Origin of the sequence: Trujillonella endophytica, assembly GCF_900110555.1 — a bacterium.
Classification (GTDB): Bacteria; Actinomycetota; Actinomycetes; order Mycobacteriales; family Geodermatophilaceae; genus Trujillonella; species Trujillonella endophytica.
This window is the reverse complement of record NZ_FOEE01000015.1, coordinates 43678-65538: the sequence shown is the minus strand read 5'-3', so window position 1 is coordinate 65538 and position 21861 is coordinate 43678. Positions and strand designations below refer to the sequence as shown.

Sequence of the window (21861 nt, the reverse complement as noted above, 5' to 3'; positions counted from 1 at the left end):
GGCCCGGGTCACAGTGGTCTCGGGCGGGGGCAGCCGGGAAACCATTGGCCATCCACCGCTGGATGGACCGACCAACGCGGCCAGACCGCCAGAGCCGGCCCCCCGCCCCACTTCCCCTCCGCGTCGCCGGAGCCGGGCGCGATCGGCGCACGGGACCTGCCCCCGGGGCGCAGAATGGGCCCGTGACCAGCAGCGAGACCAACGCGAGCATCGCGGGGATCAGCCGCCCCGTCCCCACCGGCCTCTTCGTCGGCGGGCGGTGGCGGCCCGCCACCGGCGGCGCCGACTTCGCCGTCCACGACCCGGCGGACGGCTCCGTGCTGGCGCGGGTCGCCGACGCCACACCCGACGACACCCGCGCCGCCATGGACGCCGCCGCGGCCGCCGCCGCGGGCTGGGCGGCCACCGCCCCCCGCGAGCGCGGCGAGATCCTGCGCCGCACCTTCGAGGCCATGACCGGCCCGCGGGCCGACGACCTCGCGCTGCTGATGGTCCGCGAGAACGGCAAGACGCTCGCCGACGCCCGGGCCGAGCTGACCTACGCCGCCGAGTTCTTCCGCTGGTTCGCCGAGGAGGCGGTCCGCATCGACGGCGACTACCGGGTCGCCCCCGCGGGCGGCACCCGCACGGTCGTCGTCCGCCAGCCCGTCGGCATCGCGCTGGCCATCACGCCGTGGAACTTCCCCGCGGCGATGCTCACCCGCAAGCTCGGCCCGGCGTTCGCGGCCGGCTGCCCCGTCGTGGTCAAGCCGGCCGCGGAGACCCCCCTGACCGCCCTGCTGCTGGCCGAGTTGCTCGCCGAGGCCGGGCTGCCCGAGGGGGTGCTGAGCGTGCTGCCGACCACCAGCGCCAGGGACGTCGCCGGCGCCGCCATGGCCGATCCGCGACTGCGCAAGGTGAGCTTCACCGGATCGACCGAGGTGGGGCGCGGGTTGCTCAAGCAGGCGGCCGACCAGGTGCTGGTCAGCTCGATGGAGCTGGGCGGGAACGCGCCGTTCATCGTCTGCGCCGACGCCGACCTCGACGCCGCGGTGGAGGGAGCCATGCTGGCCAAGCTGCGCAACGGCGGCGAGGCGTGCACGGCGGCCAACCGGTTCTACGTGGAGGACGCCGTCGCCGACGAGTTCGCCCGCAGGCTGGCCGAGCGGATGGGCGCCATCACGGTCGGCCGGGGCGACGCCGACGGCGTGGGGCTCGGCCCGCTGGTGAACGAGGAGACGGTCGAGAAGGTGGAACGGATCGTCCGGGAGACCGTCGACGCCGGCGCGCGCGTGGTCACCGGCGGCGAGCGGCCCGAGGGCCCCGGCTGGTTCTACCCGCCGACCGTCCTGGTCGACGTCCCGGCCGGGTCCCCGGCGACCGAGGAGGAGATCTTCGGGCCGGTGGCCCCGATCGTCCGCTTCGGCTCCGACGAGGAGGTGCTGGCCCTGGCCAACGGCACCGAGTTCGGCCTGGTCTCCTACGTGTTCACCGGCGACCTCGCCCGTGGGCTGCGGCTGGCCGAGGCCCTGGAGTCGGGCATGGTCGGGCTGAACCGCGGCGTGATCAGCGACCCGGCGGCGCCGTTCGGCGGGGTGAAGCAGAGCGGCATCGGCCGGGAGGGCGGCCACGAGGGCCTGGCCGAGTACCTGCAGACGAAGTACATCTCCTTTCCGCTCTGAGGCCTTGCGGGCGGCCGGGAGCGAGCACCCGGCCGCCCGCAAGGGCCGCGCAAGCGGTCGGAACGACGCTCCTCCACGACCGGGGCCGGACATCCCGTCCGGCTCCCCCGCCGTCGTCCCGAGGAGCACCTCCCCCATGCGCACCGTCGCCCGAACAGGCACCACCCTGCTCGCCCTCTCCGCCGCCGTCCTGTTCCTCGGCGCCTGCGGCGAGAACGACGAGCCCGCCGCCTCCGGCGCGCCCGGCGTCGTCGCCGAGGGCGGGAGCGGGGACGGCGCCGCCGGCACCGTCGAGGAGGGCACCACCGGACCCGGGGACGCCGCCGCGTGCGGGCTGTACGCCGCCGACGGCGAGACCTTCCGGCTGGCCTACGACGAGTACGGCAGCGGCAGCACCGACGACCCGTCGACCCTCGTCGACTCGCTGGACGCCCTCGCCGCCGACATCGACGCCGTCCCGGCCGACGAGGTGTCCTCCCCGGTGCTGGCCACCGCGACCGAGATCAGCGCCGCCGCCGCGGCCGCGGTGCCCGCGCTCGAGGGCGGGGGCGGCGTGGAGGAGATCGACGCCACCCTGGCCGGCCTGGAGACCCTGGCCGACACCTGCGCCGAGCTCGGGATCGCCTGACCCGTCGCCGGCCCTCCAGGACCGACGCTCTAGGAGTCGCGCGCGATGCCGTCCTCCGGGGCCGGCCGGGTGTCCTCGGCCGGTCCCGGAACTCCCTGCAGCGGGGCGATCGCCATGACGTCGATCTCCGGCCCGTCCTCGACACCGGTCGCACCCGGCGCGCGCCGGGGCCGGTAGACGACGGTCGACACGAAGAAGAAGCGGGCCAGGAAGGCGACCGCGAGCGTGAGCCCCTGCGCGAGGACCGACGGGAAGGTGAGCACCTCGACGAGGAACGCCAGCGCGGGCAGCCGGGCGAGGGTGTCCACGTTGTTGTAGAGCAGCGAGTGCAGGAACCGCATCCACCAGGGATGCCGGTTGTCCTTGAGGTCGTTGAAGACGAAGCGCTCCTGCAGCACGAAGTTGTGCGCGATCGCGACCTCGGTGGCGATGACCGCCGCCGGCAGGTAGTGCAGGCTCGTCTCGCGCAGCAGCAGCCACATGAGCAGCAGGTTCAGGATCGTGCCCAGGGCGCCGACGGCCGCGAACCGCGACATCCGGCCCATCCGCAGCGCCGCCATCTGGTAGGCGAACTGCACGCCGTTGCGCCAGGAGGCCTTGCTCTCGCCGTCGAGCCGCTCCCCGAAGGCGAACGGCACCTCGGCGACGTCCAGGTCGTGCCGGGCGAGGATCTCGAGCAGGATCTTGAACCCGCGCGGGCGGAGCCGGTCGAGGTGCACGGCACTGCGCCGCACGCAGAAGAAGCCGGTCATCGGGTCGGTGCAGACCCGGCCCACCCGGCGGGGGAAGCAGGAACGTGCCAGCAGGGTGGACGTGCTGGACACCGCACGCCGCCACGACGAGGACAGGCCGGAGGAGTCCCCCGCGCCGACGTAGCGGCTGGCCACGACCATGTCGACCGACTCGGCGCCGTCGCGCAGCAGCGGCACGAGCTCCGGCGGGTGCTGCAGGTCGCCGTCCATGACGACGACGTACTCCCCGCGCGCGGTGGCGATCCCGGCGGCGACCGCGCCGGCCAGGCCGCCCTCGCGCTGGTCGCGCTCGCGGTGCAACAGCCGCACCGGCAGGCTGCTGGTCCGCGCGACCTCGCGGACGACGTCGGCGGTGTCGTCGTCGGAGTCGTCGACGAACAGGATCTCGGCGTCGCGGTCGAGCAGCGACTCCCCGAGCCGGCGCACGAGCTCGGCGACGTTGCCGCGCTCGTTGAACGTCGGCACCACGACGGTCATGTCCACGCTCGACGTCTCCAGGGGTCGGTCCGGTTCGGTGGGCGGCCGGCCCTCCGTCCTGCGAGGGTGCCATGCCCGTGCGGGCGCGCGGCCGTCCGCCCGGCGCGGGGGATCGCCTCGTCCGTCACAGGTGCGCCAGGGAGCACGCCCACCCCGCCCGGTGCACGGCTCGGCCGCCGGCCCCGTCGAAGGATACGTGCGCAAGGCCGGGGAGCGCCCCGCCGACGCCCGGTCGCCGGGAACGGAGGGCCGTCCCCGGCGACCGGGGCCGCCACGGTCAGTCGCGGACCAGGACCGGGACCTCGTCGACGGCGGCGGGGATCCGCGGCGCCGGGACGGCCTCCGGGGCGGCATCGGAGTGGCGCAGTTCCGGCAGCCAGCGCAGCCACCTCGGCAGGTACCAGTTGGCCTCCCCGAGCAACTGCATGACCGCCGGCACGAGCACCGCCCGGACGACGGTGGCGTCCAGCAGGACCGCGATCGCCAGCCCCAGCCCCACCTGCTTCATCGACGTCATCGACAGCGTCACGAAGGTCAGGAAGACGAACACCATGATCACCGCGGCGCTGGTCACCACGCCGGCCGACGACGTGATGCCGCGGGCGATCGCCGTGCGGGTGGACAGGCCGCGGTCGTGGCCCTCGCGGATCCGCCCGAGGATGAACACGTGGTAGTCCATCGACAGGCCGAACAGGATCACGAAGAGGAACAGCGGGATCCAGTTCACGATGCCGCCGGTCCGGTCCAGGCCGATCAGGTCGGCGCCCACCCCCTGCTGGAACACCAGCACCAGGGCACCGTAGGCGGCGGCCACGCTCAGCAGGTTCAGCACGATGGCGGTGACGGCGATGGTCACCGAGCGGAACGAGATCAGCAGCAGCACGAAGGCCAGCACGAGCACGAAGCCGAAGACCAGCGGGGTGCGCTCGGCCATGAGCTCGTCGAAGGCCACGGACTCGGCGGTGTCGCCACCGACCACGGCCGTCACGCCGTCCACCGCTCCCACGGTCGCGGGCACCAGGTCGTCGGCGAGCGTGGCCAGCGCGTCGCGTGAGGCCTGCTCCTCGCCGTCCCCCACCAGCGGCACGCTGACGACGGCGACCGTCCCGGCCTCGTTGGTCGCCACGTCGATCGGCTCGTTCATCTGCCCGCTTGCCAGCGCCCGCTCCCGCAGGTCGGCGATCGCGGCCTGCACCTCGGGGGCGTCGACGTCCGGCGCCTCGACCACCACCTCCGCGGGCGACGGCCCGCCCGGGAACGCCTCCTCGATCCGGTTGTACGTCTGGATCACGGCGAGGTCCTGCGGCAGGTCGCTGACGCTCTCGTTGCGCAGGTCCATCGTCAGCGCGGGGACGGCGAGGGCGGTCAGCGCGGCTCCGGCGACCAGCGCGGCGACCAGCGGCCTCCGCAGCACCACGCCCAGCAGCGCGGACCAGAACCGGCCGGGGCTGGCGCCGGTCCGCCGGCGGGCGAACGGCAGCCGCCCCTTCTCCACCCGGTCGCCGAGCCAGGCCATCATCGCCGGCAGCACGGTCAGCGACCCCACGACCGAGATCGCGACGACGAGGATCGTCGCCGAGGCCATGCCGGTGAAGACGGAGAAGCCGGTGAGGAACATGCCGGCCATCGCGACGACGACCGTGATGCCGGAGATCAGCACCGACCGGCCGGAGGTGGCGGCGGCGATGTCGAGGGCGTCGACCGGGCCCGCGCCCTTGGCGCGCTCCTCCCGCTCGCGCTTGAGGTAGAAGAGCGAGTAGTCCACGCCCACGGCCAGGCCGATGAGCAGCATGACGATCTGCGCGCTCTCGTCGACGTGCCAGATCTGGCTGGTCAGGCTGAGCATCCCGAGGGCGCCGACGAACGCCGTCAGCGCGAACACCAGCGGCAGCACGGCGGCCACGAGCGCGCCGAAGGTGAGCAGCAGGACGGCGAGCGTGATCGGGATCGACAGCAGCTCGGCCCGCTGGAAGTCCTCGTCGAGGGTCTCGCCGATGGCGACGTCGGCGGTGGTGTCGCCGAACTGCTCCACGCGGACGTCGTCGTGCCGGTCGGCGACCGCGGTGACGGCAGCGGTGATCGGCGCGAGGCGCTCGTCGGCCGTCTCGGCGTCGCCGGCGATGTCGAGGGTGACCAGCGCCGAGCGGCCGTCCTCGGAGACCAGCGGCGAGCCGTCGAGGGGGCTGGCGACGTCGACGGCCTCGGGCACGGCCCGGAGCGTGGCGACGAGGTCGGTGAGTGCGGCCGTGACGGCGGCCTCGGGCACGTCGGCGTCCCGCTGCACCAGGACCATCTCCGCCGCCGGCTCCTCCCAGCCGTTCTCGTCGAGGATCCGCTCGGCCTCGGCGGGCGCCCCGAGGCTCTGCTCGGTGCCGGTCAGCTCGCCCTGCGGGACGAGGGCGCTGACGGCGAGGGCGGCCAGGACGAAGGTCAGCCAGCCGAGCACTGCTGCCCTGCGGTGGCGGGCGCTCCACCGGCCGACCCGCCCGGCGAGGTTGCCGGTTCGCTGCATGGGAGGTCTCCTGTCTGGGTGCGGGATGTCCGCCGCCGAATCTGCTGCTCAGGGGCGCGCGGACCCATCCCGCCAGCTGGCGGAGCCGGTGTCGGGCCAGCCCGACATCCCGCCCTCGGAGCCTGTCGGCGGGGCGGCGGCGGGCCCATCGGGGAGGACCCCCATCCGTCCCCGGTTCCGGGGGACGACCGGTGGGGGTTCTCCCCCGACCGCCGGCGATGCCGAGCGGTAGGGCCGGGATCTGCACCACCCCGCACCGGGCGGGCGTCCGTATCGGCCCCGGAAAACGAATCTGCCGCGCCTCCCCCGTCGGGGCGGCGCGGCAGATCGGTGTCTCAACCAGACGTGCACCCGAAGGGACTCGAACCCCTAACCTTCTGATCCGTAGTCAGATGCTCTATCCGTTGAGCTACGGGTGCCTGTGTTCAGTTGTCGTGCGCGGAGGCTCCGGGATTTGAACCCGGGATGGGGATTAACCCAAACCGCATTAGCAGTGCGGCGCCATAGACCGGACTAGGCGAAGCCTCCCGGGGTCCGAGTCCCCTCGGAACCACCGCGCTGAAGACTACCAGCGCCCCGGCCGCCCCCGGCCCGGGGGTGCGGAGCCGGTCAGGCGGCCACCGGCCGCCGCGACGCCGACGGGACGACGATGCGGCGACCCGGCAGCAACGTCACCGCGACCGCGACGGCGGCCCCGCCGACCGCGAGCAGCAGCGCCCCGGGCACGCCTGCCGATCCCTCGATCAGCGCGCCGCCGAGCGCCGCACCGACGGCGGAGGCGCCCACGGTGACCGTGGACAACCAGGTGAAGGCCTCGGTGGTCGCCTGCGCCGGGGCGATCGCGCCGACCAGGGAGTTCTGCACGGTGAGCGTCGGGGCGATGACCGATCCGCCGAGGAACAGCAGGACACCCAGGACCCACGGGCTGGACACCGCGGCCAGCGGCGCCAGGCCGATGGTCGTGCCCAGCAGGAGCCAGCGGTACTGGCGGGGCAGCGAGGCGCTCAGCACGCGGGCGCCGAACCACAGCCCGCCGATCACCGAGCCCAGCGACCAGACCGCGAGCAGGACACCGGACATCCCCGGCGTGCCGGCCGCGTCGGCGAAGGCGGGGACGGCGACCTCGAGCGCGCCGAAACCGGTCATCAGGGCGGCCCCGCTGATCAGCACCCGGGGCATGCCCGGCGCCCGGACGGTCGAGAAGACGCCGGACTGCGCATGCGCGGCCGGCACCCAGTCGCGCATCGGGCGGGAGAGGCCGATCCCGACGGCGCCGGCGACGGCGAGCACCCCGGCGGTCGCCATGGCGACCGCCGGCGCCGCGAGGACGGCGAGCGCGGCCACCACGGCCGGGCCGACGACGAAGACCAGCTCGGTACTCGTGGCGTCGAGCGCGAAGGCCGCGGGGCGCACGCGCGGGCCGGTTCGCGACCACAGCGCCCGCACGGTGCCGCTGACCAGCGGGGTGGCGGCACCGGCCGCCGCGGAGGCGGCGACGACCACCGGCGTCGGCGCGCCGGCGAGCACGGCCGCCACGAGCACCCCCAGCAGCAGCGGGTAGGCGACGGCCTGCGCGAGCAGCACCGGGCGCGGCGAACGGCGGTCGGCCACCCGGCCCAGGACCGGCGCCATCGCGGCCATCGCGATGCCGAGCGTCGCCGCGGCCAGCCCCGCCACCGCGAACGAGCCGGTCTGCTGCTGCACCATGAGCAGCAGCGCCAGCGGCACCATGGCCGAGGGCAGCCGCCCGGCGAAGCCGCCGATCAGGAGCGTCGGAGCGGAGGGCAGCCGCCAGACGGAGAGGTACGCGTGCACGGTGGAGCTCGATTCAGGACTACGAGGAATGTGTAGGCGGTCATCAACGGTTGACCACCTACAGGTCACGGTAACGAGCCAAGGGTAGGGGGTCAAGTGGATTACGACACCTACGCGTCGAACGCCGTCGAGCTGGCGATCGACCTGGCCAACGCCGACCGCGCCGTCGACGGCTGGTCCGCGGAGTTCCTCCGCGCGCACGACGAGTGGTTCTCCCCGGGGTCGCCCCGCGACCTCGACGCCGGCGGGGCCCGCGCCGCGGCCGAGACCGCCGACCTGGTGCGCGCCGTCGCGCTCGCGACGACCCAGGCCGAGGTGCTCGACCGGCTCAACGCCCTGCTCTCCCGCGCGCACCCGCAGCCGCACGCCACCGACCACGACGGCGAGCTGCACCTGCACTACACGCCGGCCGACGCCCCGGTCCTCGACCAGCTGACGACGACGGTCGCCATGGGCCTGGCCCAGGTCGTCGCCCAGCACGGCTGGCAGCGCCTCGGCGTCTGCTCGGCCGAGGGCTGCGGAAACGTGTACGTCGACACCTCGCGCAACGCCAGCCGCCGCTACTGCTCCAACACCTGCGCGAGCCGCTCGACCGTGGCCGCCTACCGGGCCCGCCGCAAGGTCTGACGGAGTCGCTCGAGCGCTACTCGCTCCGAGCGGAGCGAGGGGTGGCGGCGAGGGAGTCCTCCACCATTACGGTCACCGCGTGAGGTCGCCGCGGCACTGGGACTCCCGCCTGCACGCCGCGGTCGGCGCGATCCCCGCCTCCCCGGCCGACCGCTGGCTGCGCCGGCTCTCCACGGCCGCCGACCACAGCCGGCTCTGGTTCGCGGTCGCCGCGCTGCTGGCCGCCCGCAAGGGCCCGATGCGCCGGGGGGCCGTCCGCGGGATCGGGTCGCTCGCGGTCACCAGCACCGTGGCGAACACGGTGCTCAAGACGTTCTTCGCACGCCGCCGTCCGGACCTCTCCTCGCACGGCCCCCACCGGCTGCTGCGCCGGACGCTGAGCACGCACTCCTTCCCCAGCGGGCACGCCGCCTCGGCAGCGGCGTTCGCCACCGGGGTGGCGATGGAGAGCCCGCTGGCCGGCACCGCGCTCGCGCCGGTGGCGCTGGGCGTCGGCTACTCGCGGGTGCACGTCGGCGTCCACTACCCGGGGGACGTGCTCGCCGGCTTCGCCGTGGGGACGGCGGTGGCCGCGGCCAGCCGGCGGTGGTGGGCGGTGCGGCCCCGCACCCCCGCCCGGGTGCGCCCCGCGTCCTCCGCGCCGGCCCTGGCCGACGGCGAGGGCCTCGTCGTGGCGGTCAACCCGCGGTCGGGCGCCGAGAGCTACGACCCGGCCGCCGACATCCGCCAGCTCCTCCCGGGGGCCGAGGTGCTCGAGCTGTCGGAGGACCGGGGCGTCGCCGACCTGCTGGGCGACGCGGCGCGCTCGGGCCGGGCCCGAGCGCTGGGCGTTGCCGGCGGCGACGGCTCGGTGGCCGCGGCCGCCGCCGTCGCGCTGGAGCACGGCCTGCCGCTGGCGGTGATCCCGGCGGGAACGCTGAACCACTTCGCCCGGGACGTCGGGGTCGAGACCGTCGAGCAGGCGGCCGAGGCCGTCGCCCGGGGGGCGGCGGTGCAGGTGGACGTCGCGTCGCTCAACGGGACGCCGTTCCTCAACACCGCGAGCATCGGCAGCTATCCGGAGATGGTGCGCCGCCGCGACGCGCTGTCGGGCCGGCTGGGCAAGTGGGCGGCGATGACCGTGGCCGCGGCCCGCACCCTGCGCACCGGGACGCCGGTGGCGCTCGATCTCGACGGCCGGCAGGTGCTGGTCTGGATCCTGTTCGTCGGCAACTGCACCTACACCCCGCGCGGGCTGGCGCCGGCCTGGCGACCCCGGCTCGAGGACGGGCTGCTCGACGTCCAGTACCTGCGGGCCGACATCGCGTTCAGCCGCACCCGCGCGGTGCTCGGCTCGCTGCTGGGCGTCTCCGACCGGGTGTCCGGCTACGCGGAGACCCAGGTGCGGTCGGTGCACGTGCGCTCGCTGTCCGGACCGCAGGCCGTGGCCTACGACGGCGAGATGGGCGACCCGGCCACCGACTTCGAGTTCACCAAGGGCGGCTCGCTGACCGTCTACTGCTCCCGGACGACCTGAGGCGGCCGGTTCCGGCCCTTCCCCGGCGCGCCCGGTGCGCTCTGGCGGTCTTGTCCGCGCTCTGGCGGGGCTGCAGCACCGCCGAAGCGCGAGGAACACCGCCAGAGCCGACCGTGCGGGGGTCGCCCACAGGGGGCCCGATCGGGCGGTTGTCCACAGCGGTGGCTGCGCCGGGGATGCGGCCCTGGCTAGTCTCCCTCCTCCGGGACGACGGGGAGGCGACACATGGCGGCACGGCTCGCCGGGCGGACGACGGCGGGGGCGATCGCCCTGTTCGTCGCGGTGCTGAGCGGGTGCTCCGAGGAGCGGCCGGCCAGCGGGTCCCTGCCGAGCTCCACCGCGGAGACGACGTCGAGCGAGGCCCTCCCACCCCTGGGCCCGCCCGACTTCCCGGTCCCCGAGGCGGCGCGACAGAACTCCGCCGAAGGAGCACTCGAATTCACGCGCTATTACATCGCGCTCGCTGCTCATGTCGCGGACGGTCCACAAGATCCTCAGCCTCTGCTTGATCTTGCGCAGAACTGCGATCAATGCCAGATGATCGCGGACTCGTATGGCGCCGACCGCGACGCTGGCTACACGTACAGCGACTTCACATACACGTTTGAGCCAGCTGGTCCAGCGATCATGCGAGGGCCAGATGCAGAGGTCAGCTTCGTGTTCGCACAGAGCGAGCTGCTCGTGTTCGATTCAAGCGGTCAGCCAGTGACCGGCCGATCCGCCCCGGCCACCGGAGCTCTTGCCTCTGGTGCGCGGCTGGTGTGGAACGCCTCCGAGCAGAGCTGGAACGTCAGCGTGCTGACTATTGGCTGAGCCGTGCGCCCTTTGACAGCAATCGCGGTCTTCGTGATGAGCCTCCTCCTACAGAACGCGCCGGCGCGCGCAGAGTGCACGGGGCTCTCGTGTGAGGAGCCAGAGGTGGCGATTGGCGGCGGAGCGTTGACCGCTGCCTACCTGGCCTCCGAATCGGGCACCTTCATCGCATTTGCCACCGCACCGGGACCGCAGCCCTTCACCTACCGCCTGCTGCGGCCGTGCGAGTCGAGCACGGGCAACGACTGCTCACCCGTTCTCGACCAGTCGTGCGAGGCGGCGCCCGACCGAGTCGTGCGGTTCCTGACCGTGCAGAGCCGCCCGCTCGTCCAGCCCGACGGCACGACGGTCGACGGCACACCCGTACCCGCCGGTTGGCCGGTCGGGGAACCCGTCGGGGCCTGGCAGGCGCTCACCGTCTCGTGCGTCGACGTCACGGCGCTGAATCCCGCGCCGTCGCCGGAGGAGGTGTTCCGGTACTTCGAGCGCCTCCCGCTCCCCCAGCTGCCCACCCACCAGCAACCACCCGGCAACGCGCTCGTCGGCCTGCCCGTCATCCTCTTCACCGACGGCCCCACCACCCAGACCCACACCCTCGACATCCGCGGCTTCACGGTCGACATCCGCGCCACCGCGGACGCCTTCACCTGGCACACGGGCGACGGCACCGCTCTCACAGGCACCGACCCCGGCGCCCCCTACCCGCACCACACCGTCACCCACGACTACCCCTCGGGCACCTACACCGCCTCGCTCACCACCACCTGGAGCGGCACCTACAGCGTCGACGGCGGCGCCAGCCTCGACGTCCCCGGGACGACGACCACCGACGGCCTCCCCGTGACCTTCACCGTCGTCGAGGCCCACGCCGTGCTCACCGACCCGTACGACTGACGTCACTCCGCGTGAGAACCAGCCGGGCCGGGATCGGTCGTCGGCAGCGGAGGGCCGGGAAACCGTTGATCCCGCGCGAACCTCTGTCAGGGTTTACGGGCTGACACGGCGTCACGCGGGGAACCGCGGCCGGGAGGAGGTGCGCGACCATCCTCCCGAGCCACGTGCCCGCGCCGGCCGGTCGCCTCGCCCGCCGCCTGCTCCTCACCCTGCTCTTCGCGATCGCGGGCTGGCTGCTGCTCACCGCCGTCGCCGAGAGCGCGTCCGCGGACACGGCTCCGCCCGCGACCGACGCCGGCGCCACTACCGATGACGCCGGGCTCGAGGCCGAACCGGCAGCGGGAGCTCCCCCGGGCCGGCCCGGCGTCGACGGCAGCGCCTCGGACGGGCCCCCGGCGTCGCCGCCACCCGAGCCGACCGTGCCGCTCCCGCTCCCGCAGCCGGCGCCGGCACCACCGACCGACGGGCCGGACGAGCCCTCGCCGACCACCTCGGACCAGCCGCCGCCGGACGCCTCCCCCCAGCCGGCACCGACGCCCGAGCCCGCGCCCCCGCCCGACGTCGCGCCCACCCCTCCGGCCCCCGGCGGCGAGCCGGCGCCCGCGACCGGTATCCCGGCCGCGGAGCCCGGCACCCCGGCCGAGCAGCCCGGCACCCCGGGCACGGAGCCCGACACCCCGGGCACGGAGCCCGGCACCCCGGCCGAGCAGCTCGGCACCCCGGGCACGGAGCCCGGCACCCCCGGCGCGGAGCCCGCCGTCCCCGGCGAGCAACTCGGCACCCCGGGCACGGAGCCCGGCATCCCCGGCGCGGAGATCCTGGCCGATCCCGGATTCGCGATCCTGGGCCTCGTTCCGCCCCTCGCCGAGCCGGCCGACCCCGATGCCGTGACCCCGGAGGCCGCCGAGGTCCTCTGCATCCCGGCCTCCGCCCCCGAACGGACGGCGTTCCGCACCTCCGAGGCGTCGTCCCCTGCGTCCGCTTCACCGACCGGTGGTCCCCCGCCGGCGAGCCCGGCCACGGGCAGCCCGATCCCGACCGGTCCGCCGCCTGCGCCCACCCCGCCGCCCGCGCCGACCGGCTCCTGCCCCCTGCCCGGCAGCAACGTCGTCCACCAGGGCGGTGGTACCAGCACCGACGCCGGCTCCTCGCTGCTCTCCACCGGCGCCGTCGACGGCGGCACCGCGGACACGGCCGAGGTGCGCCGCATCACGCGTGCCGCCGAGCAGGCGCTCACCCGCGCCGGCGATCCGGGCTCGCCCCCCGACTGAGACCGGGCTCCTCCTCCAGCCCGCTCCCCGCAGGCCCGGCCCCGCGCCGGGCACCCGCGACCCCCGGCTCCATGCCGGGCACCGCGACCCCCGGCCCCGCGCCGGGCTCCCGCAGACCCGGCCCTGCCGGGTGCTTCCCCCGCGACAGACCCTTTCTCGCCGGACGCGCGCCCCCCGCGCCGTCCCGCCGGAGGTCCCCCATGGAACCGCTCACGTCCCGCCCCCTCCCCCCCACGACCCGCGCCTCCCAGCTGGCCACGAGCGCGCTCGACCGAGGCCTCGCCCTGGTCGGCCTGTTCCTGGTGCTGCCGGTCTTCGTGGCGATCGCCGTCGCCGTCCGGGCCACCAGTCCCGGTCCGGTGTTCTCGCACTCCGTGCGCATGGCCCCCGACGGCCACCTGGAGCGGCGGCTCCGCTTCCGCACCGCCGTCCCGGACGACGGCGTCACGCCGGTCGGCCACGTCCTGCGCCGGTACGGACTCGACGCGCTGCCGCTGCTGCTCGACGTGCTCCGCGGCGACCTGTCCCTGATCGGGCGACGACTGCGGCCCGGCAGCGCGGCGCGGTGAGGCACGTCGCTGCCGGTGGGCCACGGGGACACCGGCAGCGACCTACGGTGTGTCCGTGCACCTGTCCGCCGCGGTCGCAGCAGTCGTGCGGTCGCTGCTCTCCGACCGCGGCTGGTCCGGGCGGCAGCTCGCCCGCGAGACCGGGATCAACCAGGCCACGGTCGCGCGCAAGCTGCGCGAGGACAGCCCCTTCGACCTCGACGACCTCCAGGCCATCGCGCGCGCGTTGAGCGTCGACCTGCTCGACCTGCTCGGCGCCGCCACGCGACTGCTCGGCTGAGTGCCCGGGTCGGCCGGCCCCCGCCCGCGCCGTGGCACCCGGTCAGCGGGACCGCGTCACACCCTCCGGCGCGCGAACCGCCAGCTGAGGATGGCGGCGGCCACGGCGGCGAACATCATGCCGACGCCGATCAGCGTGGTCTGCGTGGTGCCCAGCAGCACCAGGACGGCGCCGATGACGACCACGGCGATCATCTCGACGGCGACCACGATCAGCAGCAGGCCCAGCAGTGCCTTGCCCATGCCGTCAGCCTTCCCCATGCGGTCAGCGTGCCCGGCCTCGTCGCCATCCGACAGGGAGCCTCACCCCTCCGGGGAACGGCGGGATCGCAGAGCCGACCCGAACGGGCGAGCGGAGCGGCGCCGATCTCACTACGGTCCGAGGGGAGTGTGTCCCTCCTGCTCAGCTGGGCATGGGGACACCGACACGGTTCGTCGACGGAAGAGGTCTGCCCATGTTGGTCCGCCGCATCGCTCGGCCACTGCTCGCCGCGCCCTTCATCTACGGGGGCATCAGCACGCTTCGCAAGCCGCAGGACCGCGTGCCCGGCGCCGCCCCCGTGGTGGAGAAGATCGCCGGGACGGCGGACAAGCAGCTGCCCGTGCAGGTGCCCAAGGACGTCGAGCAGTGGGTCAAGGCCGACGCCGCGATCAAGGTGGCCGCCGGCTCGCTGTTCGCGCTGAACAAGCTCCCGCGGCTGACCGCGCTGGTGCTGTCGGCGTCCGTCGTCCCGACCACGCTGGCGGGGCACCGGTTCTGGGAGCACGACGACCCGACCGAGCGGTTCGGGCAGATCTCGAACTTCCTCAAGAACACCGGCCTGCTGGGCGGGCTGCTGCTCGCCGCCGTCGACACCGAGGGCCGGCCGTCGGTCGGCTACCGGGCGAAGCGGGCGGCCGCGCGCGCAGCCCACGCGACCGAGGAGAGCTACGAGAAGGCCGCCAAGCGGGCCGGCCGGGCGCAGAAGAAGGCGGCCCGGAAGGCCAAGAAGCAGGCGAGGAAGGCGAAGAGCTGACCGAGCCACTCCCGCCCGCGGCCGCGCTCCGGAGGATCGCCTTCCTCCTGGAGCGCGCCCGCGAGCCCTCGCACCGGGTCGCGGCGTTCCGCACCGCCGCGGCCGTGATCGACGGCCTGGACGACGCCGAGCTCGACCGGCGGATCCGCACGAGGACGCTGACCGACCTCAAGGGCATCGGCCCCAAGACCGGCACCGCGATCGTGCAGGCCCACCGCGGCGAGGTTCCCGAGTACCTGGCCGGGCTCGAGGAGAAGCACGCGGAGCTGGTGCCGCTGGCCGACGACGTCGCCGGGTTCCGCGCCCTGCTGCGGGGTGACCTGCACTCGCACTCGGACTGGTCCGACGGCGGCAGCCCCATCCGCGAGATGGCCGAGGCCGCGCGGGGCCTGGGGCACGAGTACCTGGCGCTGACCGATCACTCGCCGCGGCTGACCGTCGCCAACGGGCTGACGGCGGCGCGGCTGGAGCGGCAGCTCGACGTCGTCGCCGAGCTCAACGAGGAGCTGGCGCCGTTCCGGATCCTCACCGGCATCGAGTGCGACATCAACCTCGACGGCACCCTCGACCAGACCGACGAGCTGCTGGAGCGGGTCGACGTCGTCGTCGCCAGCGTGCACTCCGACCTGCGGGCCGAGCGCACCGTCATGACCGAGCGCATGCTGGCCGCCGTCGCCAACCCCTACACCGACGTCCTCGGGCACTGCACCGGCCGGCTGGTGATCGGGCGGACGCAGCGCAACGGCACCCAGCGACCGCGCCCGGAGAGCGACTTCGACGCCGAGGCGGTGTTCCGCGCCTGCGTCGAGCACGGCACCGCCGTGGAGATCAACTCCCGGCCCGAGCGGTTGGACCCGCCGCTGCGGCTGCTGTCCCTCGCCGTGGAGCTGGGCTGCGAGTTCGCGATCGACACCGACGCGCACGCGCCCGGCCAGCTCGACTGGCAGTCCAACGGCTGCGAGCGAGCCGTGGAGACCGGCGTCCCTGCCGAGCGCGTCATCAACACCCGCCCGGCCGAGGAGCTGCTCGAACGGATCCGTACCTCGGGGTGACCGGGCGGTTCAGCCGCTCCGGAACCCCCTCAGGAGACGGATGGCCGTCCGCATGGCCCGCGATCGCCCGGACGGAGAGCGCCGCCGGTCCACGGAGGTGCGCCGCCAACTCGCGACGGGAGGGACGAAGCCGACGGCCCAGGCGCTCAGCGCCACCTTGTGGAGGAACGGCAGGTGGCTGCTCCACAGCCGGCGGACCAGCGCTATCGCGTGGCCGGACACCGGTTGCCCGCTCAGCGCCGCCGTCATCAGTCGACGCTCCACGACGAACGCGGGCGCGTGCGCGGAGAAGGGCACGTCGATCCCGAGGACGGCGTCGGCTTCCTTCCACCGGTGGGAGAACCGAGCGGTCTCCTCCTCCAGCTGGCCCACGGTCGGCCGGGCCCAGCTGCTGTGGTTGCGGTCGTGCACCCGGTACTGCGCGAGCGGCTCCGGGATGCTCACCACCGCGCCGAGCTCCGGCTGCACCATGGCGGGAACGCCGTCGACGAAGTCCCACTGGTCCAGTTCCCGAAGCGGCATTCCCCGCAGGACGTCGCACCGGTACACGTTGCCCGAGGTGGGCGGGCACACGTAGAAGCCGAGGCGGGCGTTGTCCTCCCGCATCCGGGCGCTGTCGTAGCCCGACGGGAACGTGGGAAAGACCGAGCCGGTGGGAGTCAGGTCGGCGGCGACACCCTGGAGTTGGAACTGGGCCTTCACCGGCCGGCCGGCCAGATCCGGGGTCACGCGTGCGACCAGGTCCGGGAGGGCTCGGTCGTCGGCGTCGAGGAAGTAGACGTAGTCGGCCCCGACCTCCGCCAGGGCGGTCAGGGCCGCGCTCAGCTGGCCACCGTTCGCCTTGCGGAGCAGTCGCACTTCCCGCGGCAACGTCTGGAGGACGGCGAGCGAGTGGTCGGTCGACCCGTCGTCGACGACGACGACCTCCGCGAACGGGACGCTCTGCTGCGTCAGCGAGCGGACGGCATCCAGGACGTAGTCGCCGTAGTCGTGGTTGATGACCACCCCGGCGATCGACGGTCGCCCTGGCCCGAGAGCCGGATCACCCGGCGCAGGGCCGATCCGTCCGGTCGGGATGACGCTTCCGCTCTCCACCGCGATGCCGTGCCTCCGTCCGCTGGAACTCCTGAGCCGTTCTCGACTCAGAGTCCCACAGACCCCGCCGGAGGGGGCGGGGCGAGATCGGTCGGGGCGGGGGTCAGAGCGCGGCGGACGCCGGAGCCGGAGCGCTCTCGAGTCGTGCTCGCCGGAGGGCGATGTACCACCAGGGCATCACCAGCCAGTAGGCCAGCGTGAGGCCCCAGGCGACGCCGACCGCGTCGCCGAGCCACAGCCCGGTCAGCCCGCACCCGACGAGGAGGGCCGACAGCGCGCCGTTGATCCGCAAGGCCGTCGCGCTCCTGCCCATGGCGTAGATCATCAGCGTCGGGCCGATCGCCAGGAGGTTCGCGACTGCACCGGCGAGCGTCGGCACGAGCACGTCGTCGACCCCGGACCAGCTGTCACCGAGGAGTGCCTCACCCGCACCGTCCGGCAGCAGGAGCAGCACGGCCGCCCAGACGACCCCCATCACCGTGAAGACCGCCGACACGACGAAGGACAGGCGCATCCGCTGCCCGCCGGTGAGGTGGACACGGCGGGAGATCTGCGGAACCCCGAACGCCATCGCCGCCATGGCGAGCATGGAGATCGGACCGATGAGCACCTGGGCGCCCCGGAGGCTCGCAACACCCGTCAGCGATCCGAGAGCACCGACGACGAGCAGCGTGCCCTGGTAGGAGCTCTGCACGAGCACCGCGTCCAGCACCAGGTAGCGGGTCAGGGACCAGTGGTCGCGCAGCCAGGTCCGTGTGTCCCACACCCGCGGCCTGAGTCCCCCACGGACGACGCCCGTGGTCGCCGCGACGGCGGACGCCACCCCCCAGGCCACCACGTACGGAACCGCGGATCGAGCGTCGGTGACCACCACGGCGCCGACACCGACCAGTTGCAGGACCATCCAGAGCGCGTCGACGAGAGCGGCCAGCTTCGGTCGGCCCTCGGCGAAGAACACCATCCGGCAGGCGTCCTGCAGCAGCAGCCCCGGAAGGCAGACGGCCACCGCCGAGAGCGCCAGCCCGACGCTGCCGCCGATCAGCAGCCCGCAGACCAGGACCACGCTGCCCAGGGCGACGCCCATCACGACGGCGGCCCCGGCGGACATTCCCGCGGCCACCTGGAAGACCTCCCGGCGGGCTCCCGAGAAGCGGACGGCCAGCGGTTGGGTCACCAGCGCCCGCGAGACGAGGACCGCCATGGAGTAGACGGTGAACGAGACCGTGAAGGCACCGAATGCGTGCGCATCGACCGCCCGCGCGACCAGGATCGACAGGGTCAGGTTGCTCAGGCTGGACAAGGCCTGGTCGACGACGCTCCAGCCCGCGCCGCGCGCCATCCGCGCCAGGCCCGCCCGCCGGGAGCCCGAGGGCACCAGCGGATCCGGCCCGGGGAGCCCCTCCGGCGCGGACACCGCCGCGACCGCGGCGGTCGCCCGCGCCTCCCTGTCCACGAGTCGACGGTAGCGGGCGGCCCGGAGGCCGTCATTGGACCGGCGACCCTGCTCACCCGTCCGGTCGACCGCGGCGCCGAAGGGCTGTCCGATCCCGCGGCAGGGTGTAGGAAAGGCCGCGGCGCGTTCCGCGCGGGACACGGGGCGCCCGTCCGGCGGGGCGGGCGGAAGGGAACAGGGACGTGGCACTGCATCTCGTCTATCGGTCGTACGGCGGGGAGAACAAGAAGGGCCGCCCCGAGTACTTCGACAAGATGGCTTGTCTGCTGTCCTTCCTCCGGTCGGCCCACGAGGTCGACGCGCACCTGGTGTTCGTCAACAACGGGCCCATCGCCGAGGACCGCGTCCGGCTGATGCGCGCGGCGGGGGAGATCGTCGACCTGCCCGGCGTCGGGGTGCACGAGTCCTACCTGAGCGCGCTCCGGCTGGCCACGCACGGCACCTGGGACGACGACGACGTCGTCGCCTACAGCGAGGACGACTACCTCTACCGCCCCGAGGCCTTTCCCGCGCTCGTGCGGGCCGCGGCCGTGGTGCCCGAGGCCGACTACTTCGGGCTCTACGGGAGCAACCCGCTGCAGCCCCACCCGCGGCCGGACCCCCCCGTCCACCGGCCCCGCGGCTGGGTCGACCCGCCGCCCTGGCAGGTCGACGGCCGGGACTGGGTGCGGCTGTACAGCACCACGGCGACCTTCGCCGGCCGCGTCGGCGCCCTGCGCGCGGATCAGGGAATCTTCCGCTTCTGCACGGTGCCGCACCGGAACATGTTCCGGGACCACGACACCTGCCTGCTGTACCAGGGCTTCGAGCCCCACTCCTACCGGAAGCTGGCCCGCGACCTGGTCGGGCTGGCTCCCGGAACCCCGAAGGAGCGGCTCCGCGAGGCCTTCATGGCGCCCTTCATGGTCGCGACCAACCTCCGCTCCCATCGGCGCCGCGACCGCCGCCGCCTGCTCATCGCCCCCGAGCCGAACCTGGCGACCCACGTGGAGATCGGCTACGTCGCCCCGGGCACCGACTGGGCCACCGTCGCGGAGGAGGCCCACGAGTGGGGTCGCGGTCTCGTCGAGGAACCCGCCGACTCCTGATGGCGCGCGACGGACGTCACCAGAGCTCGCGGTAGGCCCAGGCCGACTCCGGCATGCGCGTGTCGCCGTAGAGGATGAAGTTCCGGTCGTCGATGGGAACGTCGAAGAGGATCTCGTAGAGCACCTGACCCGGATCGGTTCCGCCGTTCGACTCGAAGAAGGCGTACATCCCGCGGATGAACGCCGGCGAGTCCCCCTGCCCGGCGCTGCCGGACCACTCCGACACCGCCATCGGCAGGCCCATCTCCCGCGCGAACTCCAGGTGCCGCTGCAGCCCCTTGGGGCCTCCCCACTGGTCGGTGTCGTCGAGGGAGTTGGTCCACTCCACGCCGGAAGCGACGTACGGAAAGTGGTTGTAGTAGTCCACGGAGAGGACGTCGACGAATTCGGCGCCGGGAAAGCTCTCCCGCCAGTCGAAGCCGGTCTGCACCGATTCCCGGTTCACGCAGAACACCAGCTGCGACTCCGGGTAGATCTCCTGGTGCAGCCCCCGGAACCGCTGCCAGGCCGCGCGGAAGGCATCCACCTCGGTGGAGTCGACCGACCACGGGTACCAGTTGCCGTTCATCTCGTGGGCGAAGCGGACGTAGAGGGTGCCGGGGCGCTCGGCCCAGAGCTCGCGGAGCGAGGTGAGCGCCCCGCGCCAGCGCTCGTCGTAGGCGCCGTCGGCGGCCTCGGCCCAGGTCTCGCCCTCGCCGATCGCGCCGATCGCGACGTCCATGGGCTTGTCCCAGTCGCCGTACTCGGCGTCGGGCTGAAGCTGCCAGTTGTTCACCATGGCCTCGTTGTTGTCCGACCAGGTGCCGGCGATCTCCACGTCGCGACCACGCCAGGCCCCGAACTTCCCGGTCACGATGTCGGGGCCCGAGCCGCCCGACATCCAGGCGGTCGGCTCCGACGTCTCCGGGTCCGGGCCGGTCGGCGCGGCCCGCGGCGGGTCCTCCTCCTCCCCTCGGACGGCGAACAGCACGCTGACCACGAGGACCACCACCGCGACCGCAGCGACCGCCCACCCGAGCCAGGACCCCCAGCGCGGCACCCCCGCGCCCGGTCCCGTGCCGTCGTCCGGTGCCGTCACGGTCGGGTCCCAGGGGTCGCTCGACGCATCAGCACACCTCGCAGCCGGGACGCCCGCCACCCGGGCGCCGGGAGACCGAGGTTAATGGGCGCCCCAGCGGGCCGACCGCCGCCGGAACCCCCGTTCCGGTGACGCGGATGACCCCATCGGGGGGCCGCCGAGAGGTCCTTCGAGGGGGGGAGGTGCAGTAACCTCGCGGCCGTGCGCCCAGCAGACAGCGAATCACCGCCCCAGGACCCGTCCGAGGTGCTTCGCATCCGTCCGGCCAGGAGCTCCCACTGACTCCCGCGACCACACCTCCCGGCGTCGACCACGACCAGCGGGCCGCGGCCCCCGAAGTCCCTCCACAGGAAGCAATGGCACTCCCGGCGCGCCCAGAGCCCCCCCACGCCCCGCCGAGCCTCGTCGTCGCCCGGCCGGCGTCGCGCACGCGCCGCGCCGCGGCCGTCGTCGCGCTCGCCACGCTCCTGGGTGCCGCGGCCATCGTGGCCGGGACGACGATCAGCGGGCCGAGCTACTCGAGCGAGTCGCAGCTGCTCTGGGATCCGAGCGCCACGCAGTTCCTCGGCCTGACCCCTTCGGACGACCCGAACTCGCTCGAGCGGGCAGTCACCGACCAGCGGGACGTCGTCACCTCGGATCAGATCGTCGACGCCGCCGGGGACACCCTGGGGCTCGAGGGCGACGTCGTCCGCGACGCGATCACCGTCGACGTCGAGACGGGCAGCAGCCGGCTCACGATCACCGCCACGGCCGACGACGCGGAGACGGCCTTCCGGATCGCCGATGCCGTCACGACCGCGTACGTGCAGTACGTCCAGAGGGCCGGGGCCGAGGCGCTCGTCGCCCAGGCGGCCGTGCTGCAGCCGTCGATCGAGCGACTCCAGGGCCGTTGGGACGAGCTCCGCCAGTCGCTGGACGGCCTCACCAACCAGCTCGGCGGGCTCAACATCAACAGCGCCCAGTACGGGGCCGTCCAGGCCCAGGCCACGCAGGTCGGCGCTGAGCTGGCCGATGCCGCGACGCGGCTGGCCGACCTCAGGGCCCAGCAGGAGAGCCTGACCGCGGGGGCCGAGGTCTACCCCGGGCAGGCCGTGCCCCTCCGGTCGCCGGTCGAGCCCACGGAGCCGTCGTCGCTGTCGCTGCCGACCGCCGCTGCCCTGGGCGCCGCGCTGGGCTTCCTCCTGGGCGTCTGCATCGTCGTCCTGCTGCACAAGCGGCACACCCGGCTGCAGCCCGCGGGAACCAGCCGCAGCCCGGCCTGA

20 protein-coding genes and 2 tRNA genes are annotated in these 21861 nt (G+C 74.0%); 13 read left to right on the top strand and 9 right to left on the bottom strand.

Annotated features, from left to right (window positions below):
- The first annotated feature begins 182 nt into the window (after window positions 1–182).
- Both BMY88_RS19695 and BMY88_RS19690 read left to right on the top strand, forming a co-directional pair.
- On the top strand, window positions 183–1661 hold the full coding sequence (locus BMY88_RS19695; protein WP_211435738.1) for an NAD-dependent succinate-semialdehyde dehydrogenase: 1479 nt from the start codon (window positions 183–185) through the stop codon (window positions 1659–1661).
- A 136-nt stretch (window positions 1662–1797) separates the two neighbouring features.
- Window positions 1798–2289, top strand: a complete 492-nt coding sequence (locus tag BMY88_RS19690) for a hypothetical protein (RefSeq protein ID WP_091947748.1) — start codon at window positions 1798–1800, stop codon at window positions 2287–2289.
- 29 nt (window positions 2290–2318) lie between these two features.
- Here the strand turns inward: BMY88_RS19690 and BMY88_RS19685 are convergent, their stop codons facing one another.
- From BMY88_RS19685 to BMY88_RS19665, 5 genes are all read right to left on the bottom strand, one after another.
- Complete coding sequence (locus BMY88_RS19685) at window positions 2319–3518, bottom strand: glycosyltransferase (RefSeq protein ID WP_244524812.1); 1200 nt, start codon at window positions 3516–3518, stop codon at window positions 2319–2321.
- A gap of 277 nt (window positions 3519–3795) precedes the next feature.
- Window positions 3796–6030 (bottom strand): MMPL family transporter, encoded by a 2235-nt coding sequence (locus BMY88_RS19680; protein WP_091947743.1) that lies wholly within the window; start codon window positions 6028–6030, stop codon window positions 3796–3798.
- A gap of 346 nt (window positions 6031–6376) precedes the next feature.
- Window positions 6377–6449, bottom strand: a tRNA-Arg gene (locus BMY88_RS19675).
- Window positions 6450–6469: 20 nt separating this feature from the next.
- Window positions 6470–6558 (bottom strand) — tRNA-Ser (locus tag BMY88_RS19670).
- Between the two features lie 81 nt (window positions 6559–6639).
- Window positions 6640–7845 (bottom strand): MFS transporter, encoded by a 1206-nt coding sequence (locus tag BMY88_RS19665; RefSeq protein WP_091947740.1) that lies wholly within the window; start codon window positions 7843–7845, stop codon window positions 6640–6642.
- Between the two features lie 96 nt (window positions 7846–7941).
- Between BMY88_RS19665 and BMY88_RS19660 the strand changes: the two genes are divergently transcribed.
- From BMY88_RS19660 to BMY88_RS19630, 7 genes are all read left to right on the top strand, one after another.
- Window positions 7942–8472 (top strand): CGNR zinc finger domain-containing protein, encoded by a 531-nt coding sequence (locus BMY88_RS19660; RefSeq protein WP_091947738.1) that lies wholly within the window; start codon window positions 7942–7944, stop codon window positions 8470–8472.
- A gap of 79 nt (window positions 8473–8551) precedes the next feature.
- Window positions 8552–9988, top strand: coding sequence for a bifunctional phosphatase PAP2/diacylglycerol kinase family protein (locus tag BMY88_RS19655; RefSeq protein ID WP_091947736.1), 1437 nt, complete (start codon window positions 8552–8554; stop codon window positions 9986–9988).
- A 225-nt stretch (window positions 9989–10213) separates the two neighbouring features.
- Window positions 10214–10801, top strand: a complete 588-nt coding sequence (locus BMY88_RS19650) for a DUF6318 family protein (RefSeq protein ID WP_091947733.1) — start codon at window positions 10214–10216, stop codon at window positions 10799–10801.
- Between the two features lie 126 nt (window positions 10802–10927).
- Window positions 10928–11695 carry a PKD domain-containing protein gene (locus BMY88_RS19645; RefSeq protein ID WP_244524804.1) on the top strand — a complete coding sequence of 256 codons (768 nt, stop codon included), beginning with the start codon at window positions 10928–10930 and terminating at the stop codon, window positions 11693–11695.
- Window positions 11696–11859: 164 nt separating this feature from the next.
- Entirely contained in the window at window positions 11860–12966 is a 1107-nt protein-coding gene (locus BMY88_RS19640) for a hypothetical protein (RefSeq protein WP_091947728.1), read from the top strand.
- A 200-nt stretch (window positions 12967–13166) separates the two neighbouring features.
- Window positions 13167–13535, top strand: a complete 369-nt coding sequence (locus tag BMY88_RS19635) for a sugar transferase (protein ID WP_170861205.1) — start codon at window positions 13167–13169, stop codon at window positions 13533–13535.
- A 55-nt stretch (window positions 13536–13590) separates the two neighbouring features.
- Entirely contained in the window at window positions 13591–13815 is a 225-nt protein-coding gene (locus tag BMY88_RS19630) for a helix-turn-helix domain-containing protein (RefSeq protein WP_170861204.1), read from the top strand.
- A gap of 56 nt (window positions 13816–13871) precedes the next feature.
- Here the strand turns inward: BMY88_RS19630 and BMY88_RS19625 are convergent, their stop codons facing one another.
- Window positions 13872–14075, bottom strand: a complete 204-nt coding sequence (locus BMY88_RS19625) for an MYXO-CTERM sorting domain-containing protein (protein ID WP_091947720.1) — start codon at window positions 14073–14075, stop codon at window positions 13872–13874.
- A gap of 194 nt (window positions 14076–14269) precedes the next feature.
- Here BMY88_RS19625 and BMY88_RS19620 point away from each other — a divergent pair, with 194 nt between their 5' ends.
- Both BMY88_RS19620 and BMY88_RS19615 read left to right on the top strand, forming a co-directional pair.
- Complete coding sequence (locus tag BMY88_RS19620) at window positions 14270–14830, top strand: DoxX family protein (protein WP_091947717.1); 561 nt, start codon at window positions 14270–14272, stop codon at window positions 14828–14830.
- Window positions 14827–15882, top strand: a complete 1056-nt coding sequence (locus BMY88_RS19615; RefSeq protein ID WP_091947838.1) for a PHP domain-containing protein — start codon at window positions 14827–14829, stop codon at window positions 15880–15882. The genes BMY88_RS19620 and BMY88_RS19615 overlap by 4 nt, the downstream gene beginning before the upstream one ends.
- A gap of 9 nt (window positions 15883–15891) precedes the next feature.
- Here BMY88_RS19615 and BMY88_RS19610 read toward each other — a convergent pair whose 3' ends face one another.
- Both BMY88_RS19610 and BMY88_RS19605 read right to left on the bottom strand, forming a co-directional pair.
- Window positions 15892–16887 (bottom strand): glycosyltransferase family A protein, encoded by a 996-nt coding sequence (locus tag BMY88_RS19610; RefSeq protein ID WP_170861203.1) that lies wholly within the window; start codon window positions 16885–16887, stop codon window positions 15892–15894.
- Window positions 16888–17080: 193 nt separating this feature from the next.
- A complete protein-coding gene (locus BMY88_RS19605) occupies window positions 17081–18430 on the bottom strand; it encodes an MATE family efflux transporter (protein WP_091947706.1) in 1350 nt (449 codons plus the stop codon).
- Window positions 18431–18612: 182 nt separating this feature from the next.
- Between BMY88_RS19605 and BMY88_RS19600 the strand changes: the two genes are divergently transcribed.
- Window positions 18613–19518, top strand: coding sequence for a hypothetical protein (locus BMY88_RS19600; RefSeq protein ID WP_091947703.1), 906 nt, complete (start codon window positions 18613–18615; stop codon window positions 19516–19518).
- Window positions 19519–19534: 16 nt separating this feature from the next.
- Here BMY88_RS19600 and BMY88_RS19595 read toward each other — a convergent pair whose 3' ends face one another.
- A complete protein-coding gene (locus BMY88_RS19595; protein WP_091947700.1) occupies window positions 19535–20596 on the bottom strand; it encodes a glycosyl hydrolase in 1062 nt (353 codons plus the stop codon).
- A gap of 356 nt (window positions 20597–20952) precedes the next feature.
- On the opposite strand from BMY88_RS19595, the gene BMY88_RS19585 reads away from it, so the two are divergent.
- On the top strand, window positions 20953–21861 hold the full coding sequence (locus tag BMY88_RS19585; protein ID WP_091947694.1) for a GumC domain-containing protein: 909 nt from the start codon (window positions 20953–20955) through the stop codon (window positions 21859–21861).

Excerpts from the sequence above, each read along its gene's own strand:
- BMY88_RS19635 (WP_170861205.1), top strand. The coding sequence starts at position 13,167 with ATGGAACCGCTCACGTCCCGCCCCCTCCCCCCCACGACCCGCGCCTCC.
- BMY88_RS19625 (WP_091947720.1), bottom strand. The coding sequence starts at position 14,075 with ATGGGGAAGGCTGACGGCATGGGCAAGGCACTGCTGGGCCTGCTGCTG.
- BMY88_RS19620 (WP_091947717.1), top strand. The coding sequence starts at position 14,270 with ATGTTGGTCCGCCGCATCGCTCGGCCACTGCTCGCCGCGCCCTTCATC.
- BMY88_RS19650 (WP_091947733.1), top strand. The coding sequence starts at position 10,214 with ATGGCGGCACGGCTCGCCGGGCGGACGACGGCGGGGGCGATCGCCCTG.
- BMY88_RS19585 (WP_091947694.1), top strand. The coding sequence starts at position 20,953 with ATGGCACTCCCGGCGCGCCCAGAGCCCCCCCACGCCCCGCCGAGCCTC.
- BMY88_RS19680 (WP_091947743.1), bottom strand. The coding sequence starts at position 6,030 with ATGCAGCGAACCGGCAACCTCGCCGGGCGGGTCGGCCGGTGGAGCGCC.
- BMY88_RS19685 (WP_244524812.1), bottom strand. The coding sequence starts at position 3,518 with ATGACCGTCGTGGTGCCGACGTTCAACGAGCGCGGCAACGTCGCCGAG.
- BMY88_RS19690 (WP_091947748.1), top strand. The coding sequence starts at position 1,798 with ATGCGCACCGTCGCCCGAACAGGCACCACCCTGCTCGCCCTCTCCGCC.